19 protein-coding genes are annotated in these 21725 nt (G+C 70.2%); 5 read left to right on the forward strand and 14 right to left on the reverse strand.

Going from position 1 to position 21725, the window contains the following annotated elements; genetic code table 11:
* Positions 1-7 precede the first annotated feature (7 nt).
* The 14 genes from ACWCRB_RS08610 to ACWCRB_RS08675 all read right to left on the reverse strand — a co-directional run bounded on the left by ACWCRB_RS08610 (position 8) and on the right by ACWCRB_RS08675 (position 15956).
* Positions 8-1231, reverse strand: a complete 1224-nt coding sequence (locus tag ACWCRB_RS08610; protein WP_450995327.1) for an SGNH/GDSL hydrolase family protein — start codon at positions 1229-1231, stop codon at positions 8-10.
* Between the two features lie 3 nt (positions 1232-1234).
* Positions 1235-3667: a glycosyl hydrolase family 95 catalytic domain-containing protein gene (locus tag ACWCRB_RS08615; protein ID WP_450995328.1), complete on the reverse strand. Its 2433-nt coding sequence runs from the start codon at positions 3665-3667 to the stop codon at positions 1235-1237.
* 26 nt (positions 3668-3693) lie between these two features.
* Complete coding sequence (locus tag ACWCRB_RS08620) at positions 3694-5502, reverse strand: alpha-galactosidase D (protein ID WP_450995329.1); 1809 nt, start codon at positions 5500-5502, stop codon at positions 3694-3696.
* A gap of 95 nt (positions 5503-5597) precedes the next feature.
* Entirely contained in the window at positions 5598-6791 is a 1194-nt protein-coding gene (locus ACWCRB_RS08625) for an ROK family protein (RefSeq protein WP_450995330.1), read from the reverse strand.
* 101 nt (positions 6792-6892) lie between these two features.
* Positions 6893-7393, reverse strand: coding sequence for a flavin reductase family protein (locus tag ACWCRB_RS08630; RefSeq protein WP_450995331.1), 501 nt, complete (start codon positions 7391-7393; stop codon positions 6893-6895).
* Positions 7390-7890, reverse strand: a complete 501-nt coding sequence (locus ACWCRB_RS08635) for an NAD(P)H-dependent oxidoreductase (protein WP_450995332.1) — start codon at positions 7888-7890, stop codon at positions 7390-7392. Before ACWCRB_RS08635 ends, ACWCRB_RS08630 begins: the two co-directional genes overlap by 4 nt.
* A complete protein-coding gene (locus ACWCRB_RS08640; RefSeq protein ID WP_450995333.1) occupies positions 7890-9302 on the reverse strand; it encodes an MFS transporter in 1413 nt (470 codons plus the stop codon). The genes ACWCRB_RS08635 and ACWCRB_RS08640 overlap by 1 nt, the downstream gene beginning before the upstream one ends.
* 1 nt (position 9303) lies before the next feature.
* Complete coding sequence (locus ACWCRB_RS08645) at positions 9304-10638, reverse strand: NtaA/DmoA family FMN-dependent monooxygenase (RefSeq protein ID WP_450995334.1); 1335 nt, start codon at positions 10636-10638, stop codon at positions 9304-9306.
* The gene (locus ACWCRB_RS08650; RefSeq protein WP_450995335.1) at positions 10635-11309 is read right to left on the reverse strand and encodes a cysteine hydrolase family protein; all 675 of its coding nucleotides are present in this window, start codon (positions 11307-11309) and stop codon (positions 10635-10637) included. The genes ACWCRB_RS08645 and ACWCRB_RS08650 overlap by 4 nt, the downstream gene beginning before the upstream one ends.
* Positions 11309-12370 (reverse strand): LLM class flavin-dependent oxidoreductase, encoded by a 1062-nt coding sequence (locus ACWCRB_RS08655; protein ID WP_450995336.1) that lies wholly within the window; start codon positions 12368-12370, stop codon positions 11309-11311. Before ACWCRB_RS08655 ends, ACWCRB_RS08650 begins: the two co-directional genes overlap by 1 nt.
* Positions 12371-12419: 49 nt before the next feature.
* Entirely contained in the window at positions 12420-13544 is a 1125-nt protein-coding gene (locus ACWCRB_RS08660; protein ID WP_450995337.1) for an ABC transporter substrate-binding protein, read from the reverse strand.
* Positions 13545-13649: 105 nt separating this feature from the next.
* Positions 13650-14522: an ABC transporter permease gene (locus ACWCRB_RS08665; RefSeq protein ID WP_450995338.1), complete on the reverse strand. Its 873-nt coding sequence runs from the start codon at positions 14520-14522 to the stop codon at positions 13650-13652.
* 23 nt (positions 14523-14545) lie between these two features.
* Positions 14546-15370: an ABC transporter ATP-binding protein gene (locus tag ACWCRB_RS08670; protein WP_450995339.1), complete on the reverse strand. Its 825-nt coding sequence runs from the start codon at positions 15368-15370 to the stop codon at positions 14546-14548.
* Between the two features lie 160 nt (positions 15371-15530).
* Positions 15531-15956 carry a hypothetical protein gene (locus ACWCRB_RS08675; protein ID WP_389348382.1) on the reverse strand — a complete coding sequence of 142 codons (426 nt, stop codon included), beginning with the start codon at positions 15954-15956 and terminating at the stop codon, positions 15531-15533.
* A 180-nt stretch (positions 15957-16136) separates the two neighbouring features.
* Here ACWCRB_RS08675 and ACWCRB_RS08680 point away from each other — a divergent pair, with 180 nt between their 5' ends.
* The 5 genes from ACWCRB_RS08680 (at position 16137) to ACWCRB_RS08700 (ending at position 21725) form a co-directional block, all read left to right on the forward strand.
* Entirely contained in the window at positions 16137-17033 is an 897-nt protein-coding gene (locus ACWCRB_RS08680) for a S1 family peptidase (protein WP_450995399.1), read from the forward strand.
* A 174-nt stretch (positions 17034-17207) separates the two neighbouring features.
* Positions 17208-18008, forward strand: coding sequence for an N-acyl homoserine lactonase family protein (locus ACWCRB_RS08685; RefSeq protein ID WP_450995340.1), 801 nt, complete (start codon positions 17208-17210; stop codon positions 18006-18008).
* Positions 18009-18113: 105 nt separating this feature from the next.
* Positions 18114-19769, forward strand: a complete 1656-nt coding sequence (locus ACWCRB_RS08690) for an ABC transporter substrate-binding protein (protein WP_450995341.1) — start codon at positions 18114-18116, stop codon at positions 19767-19769.
* Entirely contained in the window at positions 19762-20646 is an 885-nt protein-coding gene (locus ACWCRB_RS08695; RefSeq protein WP_450995342.1) for an ABC transporter permease, read from the forward strand. The genes ACWCRB_RS08690 and ACWCRB_RS08695 overlap by 8 nt, the downstream gene beginning before the upstream one ends.
* Complete coding sequence (locus ACWCRB_RS08700; protein WP_450995343.1) at positions 20643-21725, forward strand: ABC transporter permease; 1083 nt, start codon at positions 20643-20645, stop codon at positions 21723-21725. The genes ACWCRB_RS08695 and ACWCRB_RS08700 overlap by 4 nt, the downstream gene beginning before the upstream one ends.

Raw genomic sequence — 21725 nt, forward strand, 5'->3', positions numbered from 1 at the left:
GTCGGATTCAGGGCGCGGAGCGGTCGCAGTCGAGGTCGCTCAGCCGCACCGCGTCGGCCATCGCCTGCATACCGGTGTCGTTGGGGTGCAGGTGATCGCCGTTGTCGAAGAACGGCAGGATCCGCTCATGGTCGTAGGGGCTGCGCAGGATGCGGTCGAAGTCCGCCACGGCATCGAACTCACCGCCGGCGCGGACGAATTCATTGACCTCCCGCCGTACGGCCTCGGCGGGCGCGTCCCACTCGTACCAGCCCTTGAACGGCCCGACCGTGGCCCCGACGACGCACAGCCCGGCCGCATGCGCACGGTCGATGATCCGGCGGTAACCGTCGATCAACTCCCTTGCCGTGACACCGGTGTGGGCCTTGATGTCGTTGACGCCCTCGAAGAGGAGGACCGTTCGGACGCCGGGGTGGGAGAGCACGTCCCGGTTCAGTCTGTTGAGGGCGCTCTGCCCGGCTCCGTCGGCGAGAACCTTGTTGCCGGAGATCCCCTCGTTGGCCACTCCCTCGATGCCGGTGTCGGAGTCGGGGTCGGCCTGGAGACGGCGGGCCAGATAGTCGGGCCAGCGGCGGTTCTTGTCGGTGGTGGACTGCCAGCCGTCGGTGATGGAATCACCCAGAGCGACGACCGCACCGACGTCGGAGTCCGTCCGTACGGTGACGGCGTCCAGGTAGAACCATGAGCCGGTGGTCCCGGTCCAGTTGTCCGAGCCTTCCTCCGCCGTGTGGTCGCCGGTACTGGTGTAGGACGTCTGCATGGCCATGCCGTGCCCCGTGACCGGACCGCCCGCATCGGCGGCGTACAGGCTGACGACCAGTGAGGTCGCGGCGGGCAGCCGTCCGGGCAACGGATCGCTGAGCACGGTCTCCCCGGCGGGCACGGTGACGGACTGCTCCCCGCCGAACGACAGTTGCCGGTTGCTGCCCCGGACCAGGGCGGCGCCCTCCTTCTGCACGCCCGCGTACGCCCGGCCGAAGGTCAGAGGCCGGTCGCCGAAGGCGTTGGACAGGCGGACGCGCAGCTGGGTTCCCCCGGCACTGGTCCGTACGACGAGCCGGTAACCGCGGTTCGAGGCGGCCTCGCCCATACGGTCGGCGCTCGCGCCCCAGGTGACGATCTCGTGCGTGGTCGCGGCAGGGGCCGCCGTCGCCGACGAGGTCAGCCACTGCGCGGCGAGGGTCAACGCGACGCCCGACAGGGCAAGTCGCCTCAGAAACGCAGGACGCATCGCTCACCGCCCCAGATCGCGCAGCGTCACGGACCGGCCGGGCGACAGGGTGACCTTCCGGGATCTCTCCCCGTACGCCACCGTGGTCGTGCGACCGCCGACGCTCGTCACCGTGACCTCAGTCGGTCTGCCGTCCCGCCAGCGCAGATCCACGGTGAAGCCGCCGCGTACGCCCACGCCTGTGATCGATCCGGAAGCGGCCCAGGCCTCGGGCAGCGCGGGCAGCAGCTCGACATGGCCGGGGCGTGAGTACACCAGCATCTCGATCATCGCGGCGGGCGTACCGAAGTTGCCGTCGATCTGGAAGATGCCCCGGCCCTGCCCGACCTCGTAGATGTCGAACAGGTTGGGCGCGGTGCCGTTGCTGCCGTCGGTGGAGGGCCGCAGGTTGTTCACGACGAGCTGGTAGGCCTTGTCGGCGTCCTTCAGCCGGGCCCAGCACAGCGCGCGCCAGGCGTTCGCCCAGCCGAAGCTCTCCATGCCGCGCGCGGTGAGCAGGGCGGTCGCGCCCTCGACGACGGCCTCGGGTGTGGAGCCGTCCGGGCGGACGCGGTCGCCGGGGAACAGCTGGACGAGCGGGGAGAGATGCCGGTGGGTGGTCTCCCCCAGGTTGTCGGGGGACATCCACTCCTCCAGCCAGCCGGTCTTCGGGCTCACCCCCGGCAGATGGAGCCGCCGTTGGAGGTCGGCGACGGTTCGGGCGTACGCGGTGTCCCTGCCCAACACCTCGCACGCCGTGCGGTAGTTGGCGAACAGCGCCCAGACCAGCTCCTGGGCGTACGTGATGCCCTTGGCGTCGAGCGGGCCGTGCTCCGGCGACCAGTCGCTGTCGGCGACGAGGACGTCCCGCTGCTCACCGGTCGCCGGGTCCGTGACCGTCGTCGTCAGCAGCCGCGCCTCCCAGAACTCGCAGGCCCCCTTGAGCATCGGGTGGATACGGGCGAGATGGGCGCGGTCCTGGGTGAACTCGTAGTGCTCGTAGAGGGAGTTACACAGCCAGGCGTTGCCCGCGGGGTGCCACCACCAGCCCATGCCGCCGTGGATGTTGGTGGAGATGGCAACGGTCCAACCGGCCAGCTTGCCGGTGGAGTTGCGGTAGCGGCTGCGGGGGTCGTTGAAGTGGGTGCGGGTGAGTTCGGTCCAGGAGGGCAGCTGGGCCAGGCAGTAGTCGGTGAAGGCGTCGAAGCAGTCGGAGAGGGCGGCGCGGTCGGCCAGCCAGTAGTTCATCTGGAGGTTGATGTCGGTGTGATAATCGCCCATCCAGTCAGGGTCGTTGCCGTCGAGCCACAGCCCCTGGAGGTTCAGCGGCAGACTGCCGCGCGACCCGGCGATCATGAGGTAGCGCCCGAACTGCAGGTAGGCCGCTTCGAGTTCGGGATCGGGCGTGCCGTCGGTGTACCGGGCGCGGATCCGCTCCCAGGTGTCCATGCCGCGTTGCAGCGGGCTCGACGTGCCGAGCGACACGTCCATGCGCTCGAACAGCCCGCGGTGGTCGGCGACATGGGTGTGCAACAGGGTGGTCGCGGAGTGCCCGGCGGCGTCGAGGACCTTCGTACGGGCGAGCCTGCGCGGGTCGAGCGACGGGTCGCGGTAGCCGGTGGCCGGGTCGGGCGCGTAGTTGGTCCCACCGGCGACGATCACCGTCAGGCTCCGACAGTTCCGGAAGGAGATCCGCGCCCCGTCGACGGCGACGGTCCCGCCGCTGCCGTACGCGGTGACGGCGGCCCCGTACCGCAGTCGGTTCGCGAACTCCCCGCCGAAGGATGCGTGTTGGCCGCTCGACTGGGTGCCCGTGGTGGTCTCGCCGTGGGTGCCGTCCAGGCTGATGCCGCCGGTGTAGTGCCCGCCGCCGTCCTGGGTGAAGTGCAGGACGACGACGTCGTCGGGCGCGCTGGCGAAGACCTGGCGTCGGTATGTCACGCCAGAGCGGACATAGGAGGCGGTGACCAGGCCTTGGCGGAGGTCGAGGGTGCGTCGGTAGCCGGAGACGGCCGAGAGGTCATGGTCGGGGATGTCGACGGTCAGCTCGGCCAGCAGGGTGAACGACCCGAAGTTCTCGCGGGCGTAGGGGAATTGGCCGTCGTCGTCGAGGGTGGAGTTGAGGTCTCCGGTCCACATGGTGGCGTCGGTGAGGAACAGCCGCTCCCGGCCGGGGTCGTTGCCCACGAGCGCCCCGAGGCGGCCGTTGCCGACCGGGAGGCCCTGGGCGATCATCGAGCGGTCGTCGGCGGGCGCCTGCCACCAGAGTCGGGTGGTGGCACTCTCGTCCTCGCTCGCTGCGAGCATCGGGGAGTCGACCGGTCGTCGGGGTGCGGCGGAGGCGGTGAAAGCGGGCAGTCCGCCGAGGGCGGTCAGGGCTCCGCCCGCTGCGGCGAACGAGAGCAGACCGCGCCTGCTGGGGCGGGGTTCGGGCGAATCGGGGCGTGGGGTGTCCATGGATGCGCTCCAGTGAGGGTCGGCCGTCAGGACGGGTTCGGTACGTCGATCCGGTCGATGTCCGGGGCGTAGCCGTCGCCGCTGTCGAAGGTGATGGTGTTGGCGCCGGCCTTCAGATTGAGCGGCACGCTCACCGTCTCGACGGTCCCCCAGTCGCCCGTGGCGGGGAACTTGTGGCCGGTGGCGCCGCCGCCGTTGGCGGAGATCCGCACCGACCGAGCGTCACCGCTGACATAGGCGATGTCGACGACGTACCGCCCGGCCTTCGCGACGTTGACGCCGTTCACGGTGAGCTTGCCGCCGAGGTAGAGGTTGCCGACCTTCTTGCCCCCGGAGCAGGCACCGCAGTCGGCCACCGAGGCGTTGCCGGCGAGGGTGTTGGCCGCCGCCTCCGCCTCGTAGACGGTCTTCGTCAGGGCCGGGCCTTGGGGCGTGACGGTGAACAGTCGTGAGCCGTGCGCGGGCAACGCCTGGCTGACCTTGTCCCGGTAGGAGCCGAGGTTCTCGTGGTTCCAGAGGTCGCGGACCTTCGCCTTGCCGGAGAAGCCGAGAGCGGCCCAGTCGGCGGTCACGGACGCGGGCGCCTCGCCGAGGTTGAACAGGGCGACCGTGAAGCTCCCGTCGGGGTTCCTCACCGCCCAGACCTGCTGGTCGTCGGAGGGGGTGACGGGCCTGGCGGGCGGGGTGTCGCCCTGGTTGACCGCGATGACCTCCTTGTTGGTGAGCAGGGAGAGCCCGTAGGAGTCGAGGCGGGTCAGGTCGTCGCCGGTGTAGAGGGGGGTCTTGGCGATGGCCCAGAGGGTGGCGTAGCTCTGCCGTTCGGCCTTGGTGAGCCCGTCCATCTCGCCGTTACCGACGTTGAGGGAGTCCAGGTCGTTCCAGCCGCCGGGGCCGGCGTGGCGGGTCCAGGCAGGGGTGTCGTCCCAGCGGTCCTCGACGGAGTTCTCCCAGGTGACCAGCGTGTTGCAGTAGCACTCGACGTCGGTGTCGATGCGCCAGCCGTTGGAGTACCGCTGCCAGTCGGCGACATGGCCGATGTCGAGGGACCAGGACAGTTCGAGGTGGATCGGCCGTCCGGTGGCGGCGATCGCCTTCTGCCAGGCGGCGATGTCGGCAACGTTGTCGTAGTTCTCGCCGCTCTTGAACGAGCCGGGCCCGACACCGTCGAGCTTGAGGAAGTCGTAGCCCCAGTCGGCGAACAACTGGGCCTGGGAATCGATGTACTTCTGGGCACAGGGCCGAGAGAAGTCGATCTTGTACGCGCTGTCCCAGCCGTTGGTGGTGCGCAGGTCGCCGTAGACGATGTCGGCGGTCGTGCAGCCCTCGGCGTTCCAGACGGGCACCGCACCCCCGCCGTACGCCTCCTTCTGCAGCCCGACCGGCAGATAGATGCCGGGCTTCAGCCCCTTGGCGTGGATGTCGTCGGCGACGGCCTTCATCCCGCGCGGGAAGCGCCCGGGGTCGGCGGCCTGTCTGCCGTACTCGTCGAAGCGGGGCTTCCAGTCCATGTCCATCCACCAGCCGGCGTCGATGTTGACGTACTCGTAGCCGTACGGCTTGAGCTTGGCGGCGAGGGCGTCGGCCTGCTTCAGGACGTTCTTCTCGGTCAGATAGCTGTAGTCCCCGTCCGGGTTGAGGCCCGGGTACTTGGAGGACTGCATGCTCCAACTCGTCCAGCCCATGTACGGCTTGGCCGCCGTCGGCGCCGAAACGGCTGCCGTGGCCGGGGAGTCGGTGGCTGTGGCGGCGGGGGTGAGTGCCGTGAGGCCCGTGGTCAGGGCGAGGACGAGCAGCGTGCTACCGGTGCGGCGGGCACGGTGGGGGGACAACCGCATGGGGGCTACCTCCGGATCACTGAACGACGATCATGACGTGCGCATGACATACAGGAATGCGTGGTCGGACCTTCACGCGATACGGCTCTGCGGCGTCACCCCCGTTCCCTGGGCGTGTCCGATCGGATGAAGGACTGGATGGCGGTGGCCGCCGCTCCACGGGCCCACTCCTCGAAGGGCAGCGGGCGCGTGGTGACATCGCAGCGCGCGGCGGCACCGAAGGCGGAGGCGGCGAAGGTCTCCCTGATCCGTTCGGCGAACAGGTCGTAGGCGGCGAGCCCTTCGCCGGAGATGATCACGCGTTCGGGTCCGAGCAGATTGACCACGGACCCGATGGCCCGTCCGATGACCGCACCCGCACGCGCGTACACCTCCCGGGCTCCCGGGTCGCCGCGGTGGGCGAGTTCCAGGGCCTGGGCCGCGTCCGCCACGTCGATCCCGGTCTCCGCCCGTACGTCGCGCACGATCGCCGACTCCGAGGCGACGGCCTCCACACAGCCCCGGTTGCCGCAGTGGCACCGCGGGCCCGCCGGGTCGAAGGAGAGATGCCCGATCTCACCGGCCACGCCGTGCGCACCGGAGACCACCCGCCCGCCCACGACGAGACCGCAGCCGATCCCGGCGCCCACCGTCACCAACGCGAAGTCGGACAGGCCCACCCCCGCGCCGAACCACTGCTCGGCGACGGTCAGCGCGCGGACGTCGTTGTCGACGGTGACCGGCAGACCGGTGGTCATGGCGGCGAGGTGCGCGAGCGGAACGTCCCGCCACTCAAGGAACGGGGAGTACCGCACCATGCCCTCCGTGCGGTCCACATCGCCGGAGACGGCGATCCCCACGCCGCTGACCCGCGCTCCCAACTCTTCGGCGTCGGCGAGCAGTTCAAGGACGAGGCCGCTGAGGGTGGCGAGAACTCCCCCGGGCCGCCGGTCGTCGAGCGGGATGTGCCGGGCGACCCGGATACGGCAGCACAGATCCGTCAGTACGGCGATGATCTCGTCGCCCGTCACCTTGACCCCGAGGAACAGCGCGCGACCACCGTCGACCCGCACCGGGTTGGCGGGCCGGCCGAGCGCCCGCCGGTGCTCCTCGTCGACGTCCTCCAGCAGATACCCCGTCTCGATCAGCGGCCGGACGGCCTTGGTCACCGCCGCCGGGGACAGCGCGGCCCGCCGCGCGATCTCCGCCCGGGTGACCGGGCCGTGGGAGAGCACGATGGTGAAGATCTGGGCGGCGGCAGGGGTGTGGGCGGGGAACGCCTCGGAGGGTGGGTGTGGGGGCGGGCGCATGCCGGGAACTCTGGGTTCATTCTTTTCTGTTGTCAATAAAAGAAACACGATTCCTGTGAAGTGACTGTTCACTCCGCGGGTCCGCGGGCACTGCGGTTCGGTCAGCCGGCCAAGGTCTTGAGCCGCCGGCGGTGCCAGACGACCGGACTGCGGTCGTCGTCGGCCCGCATGGCGAGCACCCGCAGCACGATGATGTCGTGGTCGCCCGCCGGGTAGGTGTGCTCGATCGCGCACTCCAGCCAGATCGGCGCGCCCTCCAGGAAGATCGCGCCGGATGCCGCCTCCTGGGTGCCGAGGCCGACGAAGCGGTCCTCCTTGCTCCTCGACGCCAGTTGGCGGGTCTTGGCGCTGTGCTCCTCGCCCAGTACGGAGACACCGAGCGTCTCGGCGCCGGCCAGCAACGGCCAGGTCGTCGAGGAGTGTTGGACGGCGAGGGAGACCATGGGCGGCTGGTAGGAGACACCGACGGTGAACGAGGAGACGATCATGACGGTCGGCTCGCCGTCGACTCGGGCCGAGACGGCGGCGACTCCCGACGGGAATCCGCCGAACGCCTCGCGCACCTCGTCGGGGTCCGAGGTCAAGCCTTCGAGCGTGGTCATCGTGCCGTCCTCGCCTTCGCCGCGTCGAGTACGGTCCGGCCCCAGCGCCCGGTCCAGCGGGCCAGTGAGTCGTCCGTCGTGTAGGTGGAGTCGAGTTGGTAGAGGCCCTGGGCGGGGCAGATCGCGCCGAGTTCCACCAGGACGGGTTTGAGGGTGAGTTCGGGGGCGAGCGCGTGTGCGGGTCCCGCGCCGAGCATCAGGGGCAGCGCCACCTGCCCTGCGAGTCCGGTGTCCGTGGGGAACCGGTCGAGGAACAGTTTCAGCAGGCCGGTGTAGGTGCCCTTGTAGGTGGGTGACGCGGCAATCACCACATCGGCCATGCGTACTCGCTCCACAGCCGCGCTGACCTCGGGGGCGTCCCAGGCGAGCAGACCCGGCCCCAGCTCGGTGACTTCGAGGACCTCGCAGTCCAGCCCGAGGGCGGCGGCGAGTCGTTCGGCGGCGTCACGGGTACGCGAGGCGGCCTTGGGGTTTCCGACGACGGCGACGGCCTTCATCAGGCGACTCCTGTGGGTAGTTCGGACGCGGCGGTGGTCGCCGTGTCCGGTATGGGTGGCGCCTTGGGCGGGTCGACGCGCAGCAGCAGGGCGGAGAGCAGGCTGAGCAGCCCGACGGCGGCGAGCGAGCAGAGGGCGACGGCATAGCCGTACGCGGTCAGCAGCACGGCACAGACCGCGCTGCCCAGCACCGCGCCGAGCTGCTTCATGGCGTTGAAGGCACCCGATGCCGCGCCCACCTCGTCCGGGGCAACGGTGGTCACCGCCGCGATGGACAGGGGCGACCAGACGAACGCGTTGGCGACCCCGTACAGCGCGAAGGCCGAGGTCAGGACGGCGACCGGGGCGTCGGCGGCGACGAGCGCGGCGGACGCGCCGACGGACAGGACCAGGGCGCAGGCACCGATGACGGCGACGGCACGGGTCCCGACGCCGTTGTTGAGCCGGGCCGACACCGGAGCGCCGAGCACACACACCAGGCCCATCGGAATCAGGGTGAGTGCCGCCTCGCCGGACGAGAGTCCGCGTTCCCGCTGGAGGTACAGCATCACCGGGATCATGGCGGACCCGGAGCAGAAGGCCGCGGCGGCAGCGCCCCAGGTCGCGGTGACGAACCCCCGGGTGCGCAGCAGGGAGATCGGCACCAGGGCGCGTGTCCCCTGGCCGCGTTGCAGCCACACGACGGCGGCGACGGTCAGGGCGCCGACGCCGGCCAGCAGCCAACGCGGCACTCCCCACACGTCCGTGCCGGTCGCGTCGGTGCCCTGGACGCCGAGGACGAGTGCTCCGGCTCCGGCCGCGTTGGCGCAGATCGCCCAGACCGGGATGGCCGCCGTCTGGCGCGGCAGGGCAGGGACGAACACCGACACGGCGGCCATCGCGGCGACGCCGACCGGGACGTTGACCCAGAACACCGCGGGCCAGCCGCCGACGGCAACGAGGAACCCGCCGACCAGTGGCCCGGCGGCCACAGCGGCCCCGCCGACCGCGCCCCAGACGCCGAGGGCGACGGCCAGGCGCGGCGGCCTGAACAGGGCCTTGATGAGGGTGAGGCACTGCGGGGTCATCAGCGCGGCGCCGACGCCCTGCGCGACCCGCCACCCGACGAGGGCCTCGATGCTCGTGGCGAGGGCGCACAGCAGCGACCCGGCGGTGAAGACGGCCAGTCCGATGAGATGTACGCGCCGGTGCCCGTAGCGGTCGCCCAGCCGTCCGGCGATGACCAGGGGGACGGCGTAGGCGATGAGGTACCCGCTGTTGACCCACATCGCGCGGGCCTCGCCGGTGTGCAGCCCGTCGATCAGCGCGGGCAGGGCGACCGAGGTGACGGTGCTGTCCAGCAGCAGCATGAAGAACCCCGTGCACAGGCTGGCGAGGGCGAGCCAGTCCCGTCGCTCGCTCCCTGCGGTCATGTCACACCGCCAGATTCTCGCGCAATGTGGCGCCGGCGGCCGGGGAGGCGAGGGCGCCACGGCGGCGCAGTTCCGGCAGCAGCAGCTCGCTGATGTCGGCGAGGCCGGAGGGCATGGCGAGCGGGCTGGACAGCATGTAGCCGCCGCGTGCCCCGGTCGCCGCGAAGTTCTCCTGCAGCTCGTCGGCGACCGACTCGGCGTCCCCGACGATGCTGTGGTCGAGCCCGGTCGCCCGGCCCCGGCCATGGGCGAAGAACTCGTCCCGGCTCATCGCGCACTCCTCGCCGAACTCCGCGACGAGCGAGCCGACGAGCCCGGCGGGGGACGCGTTGGCCGCGACGAGTTCGTCGCGCAGCTCGCCCAGCCGGAAGGACTCCGGGAGCGTCGACAGGTCGTAGCCCATGTTGTGCGAGAGGTGGATGGCGACGGTCTCCTCGTTCCAGAAGGCGTGCACCTCGTCGCGGCGCGCCCGTGCCTCGGCGGCCGTCCGGCCGACGATGACCTGGGTGGCCCAGAGGATGCCCGTGTCGGCCGGGTCCCGTCGCTCGGCGAGGAGGGCCTCGTCGAGCAGTCGGCGGTGCCGCAGCTGGGAGGCGAGGTTGCCGCCGAAGCCGAAGATCAGGTCGGCGAAGCGGGCCGAAGCGGCGATGCCACGGGGCGAGTTGCCCGCCTGGACGATGAGCGGGTGGATCTGTGGGCCGGGTACGGAGGCGAGCGGTCCCTTCACATCGAAGAAGCGGCCCTTGTGGTCGATCGGGTGCACCTTGGCCGGATCGGCGAAGCGGCCCGTCTCCCGGTCGCGCACGATGGCGTCGGGTGCCACGGAGTCCCACAGCGCACGGCAGACCTCGACGAACTCCTCCATGCGCTCGTAGCGCAGATCGTGGTCCATCAGCTCGCCGTAGCCGTAGTTCGCCGCGTCCGCGCCCCGGGTCGAGGCGACCACGTTGAACGCGATGCGCCCGCCGGTGACATGGTCGAGGGAGTTCAGCAGCCGTGCGACGTAGAAGGGGTGCATGAACGTCGACGAGTACGTCAGCCCGAAGCCGATCCGCTCCGTCACCGTGGCCATCGCCGCGATCACGGGCGCCATGTCGTGGCGCGGCCACTGGATGCCCCACTCCACGGCGGGCTCGATACCGCCGCGCCAGGTGCTGGGGATGCCGCTGCCGTCACCGAAGAACAGCAGGCCCACACCGGCGCGTTCGGCCGTCCGCGCCAGCTCCATGAACATGCGTACGTCGGGAAAGTCCAGCCCCACCCAGGAGCCCGGCCGGGCCCAGGCTCCCTCGGTGTGGGTGAAGGAGAGGTCGAAACCTATGTGCATGCCGCTCATCGCGAGTTCCTCTCCCACAGTGCGGTGACCTCGTCGGCGTCGGCGAGCACGGCCACGTTCAGCGCGAGTTGCTGGAGGGCCGCCGCGTTGACGTCGAGGTCGTAGGCGGCCGTGGCGTCGGTGGGCACCACGACCGGCCAGTCGTATTGCACGGCGTCCTGGGCGGTGGCGTACACACAGCACTCGCTGGTCAGCCCCACCACGGTCAGCCAGCCGCAGCCGGCGGCGCGCAGCCGCGCGTCGAGATCGGTGCCGAGGAACCCGCTGTAGCCCCTCTTCACGACACGCTCCTCGCCCTCGGCGGGCCGCATCCGGTACCACTCGGCGCCGTCCGTGCCGATACGGCAGGGCTCGTCGGGACTCATGGGGGCGTCGTGGTCCCCGCCGCGCAGCCAGTTGCTCGCCCGCCAGGGCCGTGCCGGATCGCTCCCCAACTCCACCCAGGCTACGGGTACTTGGGCGGCGCGGGCGGCGTCCACGAGGTGTCCGATGCGGGTGACAGCTTGGTCGAGAGCGGCCAGGGCAGCGTCCGTCAGGCCGTACTCCGTCAGCCGGTCCGGATCGGCGAAGTCGCGCTGTACGTCGACCACGAGCAGCGCGGGCGCGCTGCCGGGGCGGGCGAGGTGGGCGAACTGCCGCGCCCGCAGGTCGGTGCCGTCGGTGCCGGGCATCAGGCCGTCACCCCGTCGCGGGCGCGCAGTTCGGGCAGTACGGTCTTGCCGAACAGCACCATGTCCTCGTCGTACTCGGGGAAGATCAGCATCAGACCGTCCAGGTCCGCCTCCCGCACGATGTACTCGATGTGGTCGGTGACCGTACGCGCCGACCCGGCGACATACGGGGTCTGGAACGCCGCCTCCCCGTCCGCCCCGTCGGCCCAGGCGCGGGCCTGTTCCTCGGGGATGCCCCAGGCGCGCCGCATGTGGACCAGTGCCTCCCGGTCCAGGCCCGCCCCCCACTCCCGGACCTTCTGGGCGGCCAGTTCGTCGGTGTCGTCCTGGACGACGGTGAGCATCGAGTAGGTCTTGCAGACCCGCCCGGCCGCCCGCGCCCGCTCGTGGACGTCCGCCGACAGTTCGCGCATCTCCTCCAGGCTCTCGGCGGCCAGGAACGCGCCGTCGGCGTACTTGGCCTGGAAGCGGCGGGCGTCCTCGGAGCGGCCCGCGCTGATGACGGTGGGGCGGACCTGGGGGCGCGGCCGGGACTCGCAGTCGACCAGGTCGAAGTACGGGGTGCGCAGGGTGACGGAGTCCTCGCTCCACAGGCGGGTGACCGCCTCCGTCCACAGTTCCGTCATCCGGTAGCGGTCCGCGTGGGTGAGCTTCGGGTCCCACTCGCCGAACTGCTCGAACTCCTCCGCGTAGGAGCCGTTGACGATGTTCAGTCCGGCCCGGCCGCCGGAGATGTCCTGGAGGGTGGCGAACATCTTCGCGGCGACGGCCGGGTTGTGGACGTTGGCGTGCAGGGTCGCCCAGATCTTGACCCGGCTGGTCGCCTCGGCGAGGGCCGCCATCATCGTCATCGACTCCAGGGAGCGCCCCCAGTGGTCGGTGCTGCCGCCGAAGCCGCGCCACTTCGCCATCGACATGACGAAGTCGAGGCCGATGTTCTCGGCGTGCACCGCGGCACGCCTGTTCCAGGCGTAGTTCGCCTCGGGGTGGGGCGCGGTCGTGGACAGCATCCAGCCACCGTTCCCGATGGGGAGGAAGATTCCGTACTCTTTCGTGGGCACGTTGCGGGCCTTTCGTGGGCGGTGCGGGACGACGGTTACGGGGCGGGCCCTAGGGGGCGGGCCAGACCAGCTTGTCCCCGTCGTGGATGTTCTTCACGAAGGACCCGTCGAACCACTCCTCGGCGCCGGCCGGGGTCACCTCGCCGGACACGATGTCGAACTGGCGCAGCATGTCCACGATCCCCTTCACGTTGGCGGTGTCGATACCGCCGCGCGGCTGGCCGGGTGTCGGGCTGTCCTTGACGATCTGTGTCTCGGTGTTCCAGATGGTGGTGTTCAGCTTCTTGTCGTACGTCGGCCCGGACAGGTCGGCCGCATAGCCGACGCACTCTGCGGTCTTCGTGGCGTCGGCCGTGCAGTAGTCGTAGGCGTGCAGCGCGGCGCGCAGGATGTCCTCGACGGCGTGCGGGTGCTTCGCGGCGAACGCCGGGTTGACGGCCATCGCGCCGAGCGAGCCGGGGACACCGAAGTCGGACGGCTGCCACACGGTGACCGGCTTGCCCGCCGCCTTGAGCTGGTTGGGCTCGTTGGAGACGAACCCGGTGAGCGCGGCGAGGCCGCCCTGCCTGCGGGGCAGTACGGAGGGGTCGTAACCCTGCTTCACCAGCTTCAGCGAGTCGTACTTCACCCCGGCCTTGACCAGCATCGCCCGGACGGTGGCGGGCATGTAGCCCTTGTGGCCGACGACCTTGCCGTCGAGCTGGGGCAGCTTGGTGATGTCCTTGTTGGTCATCAGGATGTCCAGGCCGGAGTTCGAGTACGAGGAGACGCCGGTGATGTCGATCCCGTTGGCCCGGGCCTGGATGACGTCCTGCTCGGAGATCGGGCTGACGGTGGCCTGGCCGCTGGCGAGGAGCTTGGTGTTCTGCGCGGTGTCGCCGGTGCCGGGCTTGAGGGTGACGTCGAGGCAGAGGTCCTTGAAGTAGCCGAGCTTGGCGGCGGCGATGTACTCGAGGATCGACACCGACGACTGGTACTGGTAGCCCGACAGGTAGGTGATCTTGCCTGCGGCCTTGTTCTCGGCGCAGCGATCGGCGGAGATCGCGGACCCCTCGGAGCCCTTCGAGGAGCCGCTGTCGGAGCCGGAACCGGAGCCGCATCCGGCGACCCCGGCGGTCATGGCGAGGGCGGCGGCACAGGCGAGGGCGGCTCTGATGCTGAGGCGGGAAGGCATGGGTGACTCCAGACTGGCGGTGTCCGCCGGGCGAAGGTGTGGTGGGACTCGGCTGTGAGCGCCAGCCGTATGTGCGGTGAGCCGTATGTGCGGTGAGCGGGCCGGTCAGTCGTGCGCGCTGTCGTGCCAGTGCAGGACGCGGCGTTCGACCAGGGTCACGACGAGCAGGAGCAGTACGCCCATGATCGCCAGGACGAGGATCGAGGCGTATACGACCGGAAGTTGGTTCATGGAGGAGGCCACACTGATGGCGGTGCCCAGGCCGCGGGCCGAGCCCGAGGCCGACATCTCGGCCACCACCGCGCCGACGATGGACAGCGGGAAGACAATGCGCAGCGCCGCGAACAGATAGGGCAGCGCGTTGGGGACGCGGACGTGCCAGAGCAGTTCCAGCCGGCTCGCGTCGATCGTCCGGTACACCTGGAGCACCTGCTGGGGTACGGACCGCAGGCCGGCCGAGACGTTGATGAAGATCGGGAAGAAGCAGATCAGCGCCGCGATGACCAGCTTGGGCGTCGGGCCGAACCCGAAGGCCACGACCAGTGCGGGCGCGATGGCCACCAGCGGGGTCACATTGAGGACGACCGCGATCGGCATGACGGCCCGCCGCAGCGGCGGGAGTTCGCTGGTCAGCACCGCGAGGACGAACGCGGCGGCGAACCCCATCGCCAGACCGGCCGTCGCCTCCCCGAGGGTGACCAGGGCGTTCCCGGTGTAGTAGCCGAGGTCCGAGCTGAGCGAGTTGCCGATGTCGGACAACGGCGGCAGCAGATAGGGCAGTTTCTCGGCGCCCCAGTGCCACAGGAGCGCGAGCACCGCCACCATCAGCACGAACGGCGCCCATACGGCGGGCCGGATCCACGCGATGCGGGACCGTGGATGGCGGAGGCTGAAGCGGGACGGTTCCACGGGCGGCCGGCCGGCGGTGGCGTGCTCGGTGCGAGCGTCGACCACGGTCATCTCCCGAACCTTGCTCACCTCGCTCACCTCACCCACGCCGCTCACGCCGCGTCCCGGTGCCACGCGCTGTGCAGGCGGTCGCGGACCAGGTCCTCGTACTCGTGGAAACGGCGCTCCGCGAAGAGCCGGTCCTTGCGCGGCCGGGGAAGGTCGATCTCGATGGTGTCGACGATCCGGCCGGGCCGCGGGGCCATCACGACCACGGTGTCGGACAGCCGTACGGCCTCGGACACGGAGTGGGTGACGAACAGCACGGTCGTCTTCAACTCGTCCCAGAGATCGAGGAGTTGGTCCTGGAGGCTCTCCCGGGTGAACTCGTCCAGCGCCGAGAAGGGCTCGTCCATGACGAGTACGTCGGGTCGCAGACCGAAGGCCCGGACGATCGCGGCCCGCTGCCGCATTCCGCCGGACAGCTCGGCGGGAAGCTTGTCCATGGCCTCCCCGAGACCCGCCTTGACGAGGAGTTCCCGCATGTCGGGCGCGCTCGTCGTCCGCTCGCCGGAGCCGGTGATCCGCTCCCGGCGCCGTGCCGCCCGCTTGTTGATCCGGTGCGGCAGGGTGACGTTCTTCAGCACCGACAGCCAGGGCAGCAGGGCCGGGCTCTGGGGCACCAGCCCGATCATCTTCGCCGCGCACGCCCGGGCCGGCGGGACGCCGTGCACCCGGACCTCGCCGTGGTCGGGTTCCTCAAGGCCCGCGGCGATCCTGAGCAGCGTCGACTTCCCGCAGCCGCTGGGCCCGATGAGGCTGACGAAACGGCCTGCGGGGACGGTCAACCCGACGTCGTCGAGGGCGATCGTCGCCGCTGGTCCGAACCCGTAGGTCCGGTGCACCGACCGCAGTTCGAGGGCTGGCGTACCAGTCACCTTCACGCTCCCATCCATGTCGCGGGCACGGAGGCCCGATCCTGGAAGTCGGAGAGCGTGCGTGGCGAGTGCGAGAACTGCCACGCGGAAATCCGCTTAGGTGCTCCCGACGGTAGAAGCCCTGTGTTTCGTCAGGACCCGCCGCTCTGTTTCCTGGATGTCACGCGGCACCGAGCGGTGTTACGGCCTCGTCGCCGCCGAACACATAGACCTCGATCCCCAGATCGGCGGCGGCGCGCGCCACCCATCCGCCGAGCGCCGGCACGATCACCTCGGTGACGAGGAGCACGGTCCGCTCGGTGGTCGGCAGCGAGTCGCGCAGCCAGAGCAGCTTGAACATGTCCGCCATGACCTTGTTGCGGAAGGCGGGCTTGTAGGCGCCCTGGTTGCCGACGAGCTGGACGAGCACACGGCCGGCCGCGTCGATCCCCTCGACCTCGACCCGGCTGCCGTCGGGCAGCATGAGCGGCTTCGGGCGCAGCACGATGCCGAGCCGGGCTTCGAGGGCGAGCAGCATCCGGCGTTCGATGGACCCGTCGGTGAACCGGCTCCACTCGGTGGGGGCGTCAAGAACTGTCAGAGGCACATACGGAAGCTTAGGAAAGGTCCGTTTCGCGCGCGTTTCGCGCACCGAACCGAGCCATCGGCCGTATGTCTCCTCCAGTCGACTCCTTCGGCCGACGGACGCCTACCCGCGCCGGGCGCGGCCGGGCACACTGCCCTTCATCACCGCACACCGCACACCGTCCTCGGGGAGACCTCGGTGATCAGAGCACTCCGTACCACCATCGGACGTCCGCGGCTGATCGCCTCGGTGTTGAGCCTGCTTGTCGTGACCGCGCTCGCGGTGTCCGACACCAGCGTGGCCGCGGCACCCGGGCCAGGCCCCGCTCCGTCCACCGCCTCGCTGTCCGGCGCCGCCTCGGCCGTCGAGTCCCTGGGAATCGCCGGAACGACCTGGGCCGTCGACGAACGCACCGGCAGACTGCGGGTGCTCGCCGACTCCACGGTCGCGGACGCCGACCTGGCCAGGCTCCGCCGGGCCACCGCGCGTTCCGCCGGTGCCATGACCCTCGAACGGCTCGACGGCCGACTGCGCACCCTTCTGTCGGGCGGCGACTCCATCTACACCTCCGGCTGGCGCTGCTCGGCAGGGGTCAACGTACAGAGCGGCTCCACGTACTACTTCGTCACCGCCGGCCACTGCACCGAGGGTGCGTCCACCTGGTACACCAGCTCCGCCATGACGACGGCGATCGGCCCCACCACGGGAACCAGCTTCCCGGGCAACGACTTCGGTGTCGTCCGGTACGACAACCCGGCCGTGCCTCACCCCGGCACCATCGGAACCGTCGACGTCACCGGAACCGCGACCGCCTATGTCGGCCAGCGGGTCTGCCGTCGAGGAGCGACCACCGGTGTCCACTGCGGCTTGGTCACCGCGCTCAACGCGACCGTCAACTACGGGGGCGGCACCATCGTCTCCGGGTTGATCCAGACCAGCATCTGCGCCGAGCCAGGCGACAGCGGCGGCCCGCTCTACGCCGGCGACAAGGTCGTCGGCATCCTCTCCGGCGGCACCGGTAACTGCACCTCGGGAGGGAGCACCTACTACCAGCCGATCCAGGAAGTACTGAGCGCCTACGGGCTGTCCGTCTACTGACGGGAGCAGGCACGCCGACTATTGACGGGTGCGGGCCTGCCGACTGCCGACTGTCGACTGCCGACTGTCGACTGGCCCGGTCCTGCCGGTTGTTTACTTCGCCGCAACCCATCATTGGATCCAAATATCTATGGTATGGATCCTTGCGGACTGGCGGAGAGGCCCGGATCGAGCATGACACGACACGGTGTGCGGCGGATCGTGCCGCTGCTGCTCGGCTGGGAGGAACTCCCCAAGTCGGTCTCGGTGTACGGCGCCCCGTACGAGGAGCGGCTGCGCGAACCCGTACCCGCGGTGCTGCTGGAGTGCGACGGCGGCTGGCTGCTGCTCGACACCGGCTTCAACACGGCCCTGATCCGGGACCCCGCACTCCGGCGCCGCTTCTACGCCTCCCCCAACTACCGTCCGATCCTGCCCGGCCCCGGTGAACCGCTGGAGGAGGCGCTGGACGCGGCCGGCATCGCGATGGACGCGATCCATGCGGTGGCCGTCAGTCATCTGCACGCCGACCACGCGGGCGGGCTGAAGCACTTCGCGGGCCGGGTGCCGGTGCACGTACAACAGGCCGAGCTGGCCTACGGGTTGTCGGGGCGGCCGGAGGTGGAGCGGCACTCGATCTTCCGGGTCGACTTCGACGATCCCCGCATCGACTGGCGGCAGGCCGACGGCGATGTCGAGATCGCCCCCGGGGTGACCGCCGTACTGACCGCCGGGCACACGCCCGGCCACCAGAGCTTCGTGGTGGACCTCGCGGACGGCGGAGGGCTCGTGTTCGCCTTCGACGCCGCCGACCTCACCGAGAACATCAAGCACGAACTGCCGATCGGCGCCTCCATCGGGGTCGATCCGGAGCAGACGGTGGAGCCGATCCGCCGGCTCAAGCGCATCGCCGCCGAGCGCGGCTACGAGCTCGTCCCCGGCCATGACCCCGTCGTCTGGCCGGAGTTGATGCGGCGCCGGTTCACACCCCTTTAACTTCCGGGACACGAGGAGGATTTCGTGACCCCCGAAGCTCATATTGGATCCAATCCAGCACACATTAGATCCAGTTTCCGAGGATCGGTGCCCAAGGAGGCCCATATGCCGGACCGTTCACATGGATCGCTCTCGCCCGGCTCCACCACTCCGGAGGTCTCGCGCCGCACCATGCTCAGGGGTGCGGGGCTCCTTGGCGTGGGTGTCGGCTTCGGGCTGCCCGCCCTGTTGAGCGCCTGCGGTGCGGCGGCCGACGATGCCGAGGGCAGCGGCAAGGGCGGGACGCTGACCCTGGCCATCGACGCGACGAGCGCCGTCAACGACCCGGCTTTCTACACCTCGTTGGGCGACTGGATGGCCGTCGACTGCATCTGCCGCGGCCTGAGTTTCATCTCCTTCGAGACCAACGAGCCCACGCCCGACCTGGCCAAGAGCTGGAAGATCTCCGACGACCAGCTGACGTACGCCTTCACCCTGCGCGAGGGGGTCAAGTTCCACGACGGCACCACCCTGACCTCCGCCGACGTACTGGCCAGCCTGGGCCGGCAGTTCGACGAGAACGACAAGACCCTCCCCAAGGGCGGCACCCGGCCGCTGGCGAGCCTCGGCACCAACGTCGCCTCGCTGACCGCCGAGGACGACCTCACCGTGAAGATGGTCCTCAAGCAGCCCGACCGGACGGTGCTCGGCCGGCTGTCCGACATCGGCGGCCGGATCATCTCCAAGGCCGCCCTGGAGAAGTACGGCGCCGACATCGGCAAGCACCTCGTCGGCACCGGCCCCTTCGCCTTCTCCTCCGCCACCTCCGGCCAAGCGATCACCCTGGAGGCCTTCGACGGCTTCCGGCTCGGCAGACCGCCCATCGACCGCCTGGTGCTGCGCCAGGTCCAGGATCCGTCGGCCATCGTCAGCTCGCTGCTCAGCGGCGATGTGTCGGCGACCCAGTTCACGCCGTACTCGGCGGCCGACCAACTGCGCGGCGACGACTCGGTCACCGTCTACGACACCCCGCACAGCGCCGACGCGATCATGATGATCGACGCCCGGCGCATCCCCGAGATCAAGGTGCGCAAGGCGATCAATCTCGCCGTCGACCGCAAGGCCATCCTCAGCCAGGCGTTCTTCGGCATGGGCAGCGAGCCGAAGGGCTACACGATCCCGCCCGCCCAGAACGGCTACGACACCGCCCTCGCCGACCTGAGCACCCAGAACGTCGCCCAGGCGAAGCGGCTGGTCACCGAGGCCGGTGCCGGGGGCCGCACGATCCGGATCATGGCGGCCAGCGACTCCTGGCATCCGAAGGCCGCCCAGATCATCGCCCAGAACCTCACCGACGTCGGCTTCAAGGTCGAGACCACCTCCGTCGACCCGGCGACCTACTTCGGCCGCCTCCTCGACCCGGACGACGAGTACCACGACCTGATGATCTGGGAACGCAACACCTACGTCCCCGACGCCAACGACATGGTCGGCGCGATGGCCAGCCCCACCGGCATCTACGGCTCCAAGATCACCGGCATGGACACCCTCGACGGCGTCGACTCCCTCGCCGACGACCTGTTCGCCGCCAAGAACCTCCCCGACGGCAAGCAGCGCACCGCCGCCTACACGAAGATCCAGCGGCGCTGGGCGGAGGAGTACATGGTCCTGTCGATGCTGGCCTGCTTCACCAACCTCGTCGTCAGCGGCTCGCAGGTGAAGGACATGAACACCAGCGCCCTTGCCAACCACCGGTGTTACATGGAGAAAGCGAGTGTCTGACGCGGCGGCCACGGTCACGGTCACGCGCGGGCCGTCCGTCATCGCCGCCGCCCTGCGCCGCCGTCGGCTGGCCCGGTCCTGGCCAGCCGTCCTGTCGTGGCTGGTCCTGGCCGCCGTACTCCTCGTCGCCGCCGTCGGCCCGCTCCTCGTCCAGGCCGACCCCCTGCGCCAGACCCCGTCCGCGCTCCTGCCGTTCGGCTCCGCGGGGCATCCGCTCGGCACGGACGACCTGGGCCGCGACGAGCTGGCCCGGCTGGTGCACGGGGCACGCCCGCTGCTGCTGGTGTCGTTCGCGGCGACCGCGCTGGCCGCCGTTGCGGGCACGGTGATCGGGCTCGTCGCCGGGTACGCGGGTGGTGTCGTCGAACAGGCCCTGATGCGCCTGGTGGACCTCGCCCTCTCCTTCCCGTCCATCCTTCTCGTCATCCTGCTGGTGGCGGCGGCCGGGCCGGGCACGGTCAGCCTGATCGTCGGCATCGGCGTCTCGCTCGCGCCCGGACTGGCCAGGCTGGCCCGCGCGTTGACGGCCCGCGAAGCCGCCCGCGACTACGTCGTCGCCTGCCGCCTCGGCGGCACCGGCACCCCGCGCATCCTCGTACGGGAACTGCTGCCGAACATCGCGGGCCCGATGCTCGCCCAGGTCGTCATGACGCTGTCGGTCGCGGCGGGCTTCGCCGCCGGGCTGTCGTACATCGGCCTGGGCATCCAACCGCCGCAGCCCGACTGGGGATACATGGTCCAGGCGGGACAGGAGTTCCTGTACTCCGCGCCACGGCTGGTCGTCCTCCCGGCGACGCTGACCCTGCTGTTCGTCGTCGCGTGCAACTTCGTGGGCGACGACCTGCGCGACGCCCTCGATCCCCGGGGGACGGCATGAGCGCGTCCACGCCTTCTCTCGCTCTTCGCGCGCACCTGCCCAAGTGGGCTTCCGGGACCGCCCTGTTGGTCGTACGACGACTGGCGGTCATCCCCGTCGTCCTGTTCGCGTTGGCCACCCTGGTGTTCCTCGCGATACGTCTGCTGCCCGGCTCGCCCGCGACCTCGCTCTCGGCGGGCCGGGGCGACATGTCCGCGGTCGAGGTGTCGGCGAACGAGGAGCGCGTCACCAAGGCGCTCGGCCTCGACCAGCCGCTGCTCACGCAGTACGGCCATTTCCTCAACGACTTGGTGCATCTGCGCCTGGGCACCTCCTTCTTCGGGTCCAACAGCGTCCTCGGGCTGCTCGGGGACGCCCTCCCGGCGACGATCGAACTGACCCTCGCCGCGATGACGATCGCGGTCGTGCTCGGTGTCGTCACCGGCGTGATCGCCGCGCTGCGCAAGGGCAGTTGGGTCGACACCTCGACACGGGTCGTGGCCACGGTGAGCTTCTCGCTGCCCTGGTTCGCGCTCGGTGTGCTCGGCATCGTCGTGTTCGGCGTGTGGCTGCGCTGGCTGCCGGTCCTGGGCCGCATGCCCAGCTCGCTCGACTACAACCCGACGACCAACTTCGTCCTCCTGGACGCGATCCTCCAGAACCGCCCCGAGCTGGTGTGGCCGTGGATCCAGCATCTGATCCTGCCCGCCGTGACGCTCGCTCTGTCGATGGCCGGGTTCATCACCCGCATCGTGCGCGCCTCGGTCCTGGAGGTGCTCGACGACGACTTCGTGCGCACGGCCCGGATGAAGGGCCTCGGCGAGGGCGTGGTCGTCCGCCGCCATGTGCTGCGCAACGCCTGGCTGCCCATCGTGACGGTCCTGGGCCTCCAGTTCGGCTCGCTGCTGGGCGGTTCGGTGATCACCGAGACGGTCTTCTCGTACGCCGGTGTCGGCCGCCTCCTCGTCCAGGGCGTCCTGCAGCGCGACTACCCCGTCGTGCAGGGCGCCGCGCTAGCCATCGCCCTCCTCTTCACCCTCGTCAACCACGCGGTGGACCTGCTCTACACGGTCCTCGATCCCCGCATACGGAAAGGATGA

The organism is Streptomyces sp. NPDC002156 (assembly GCF_053593675.1).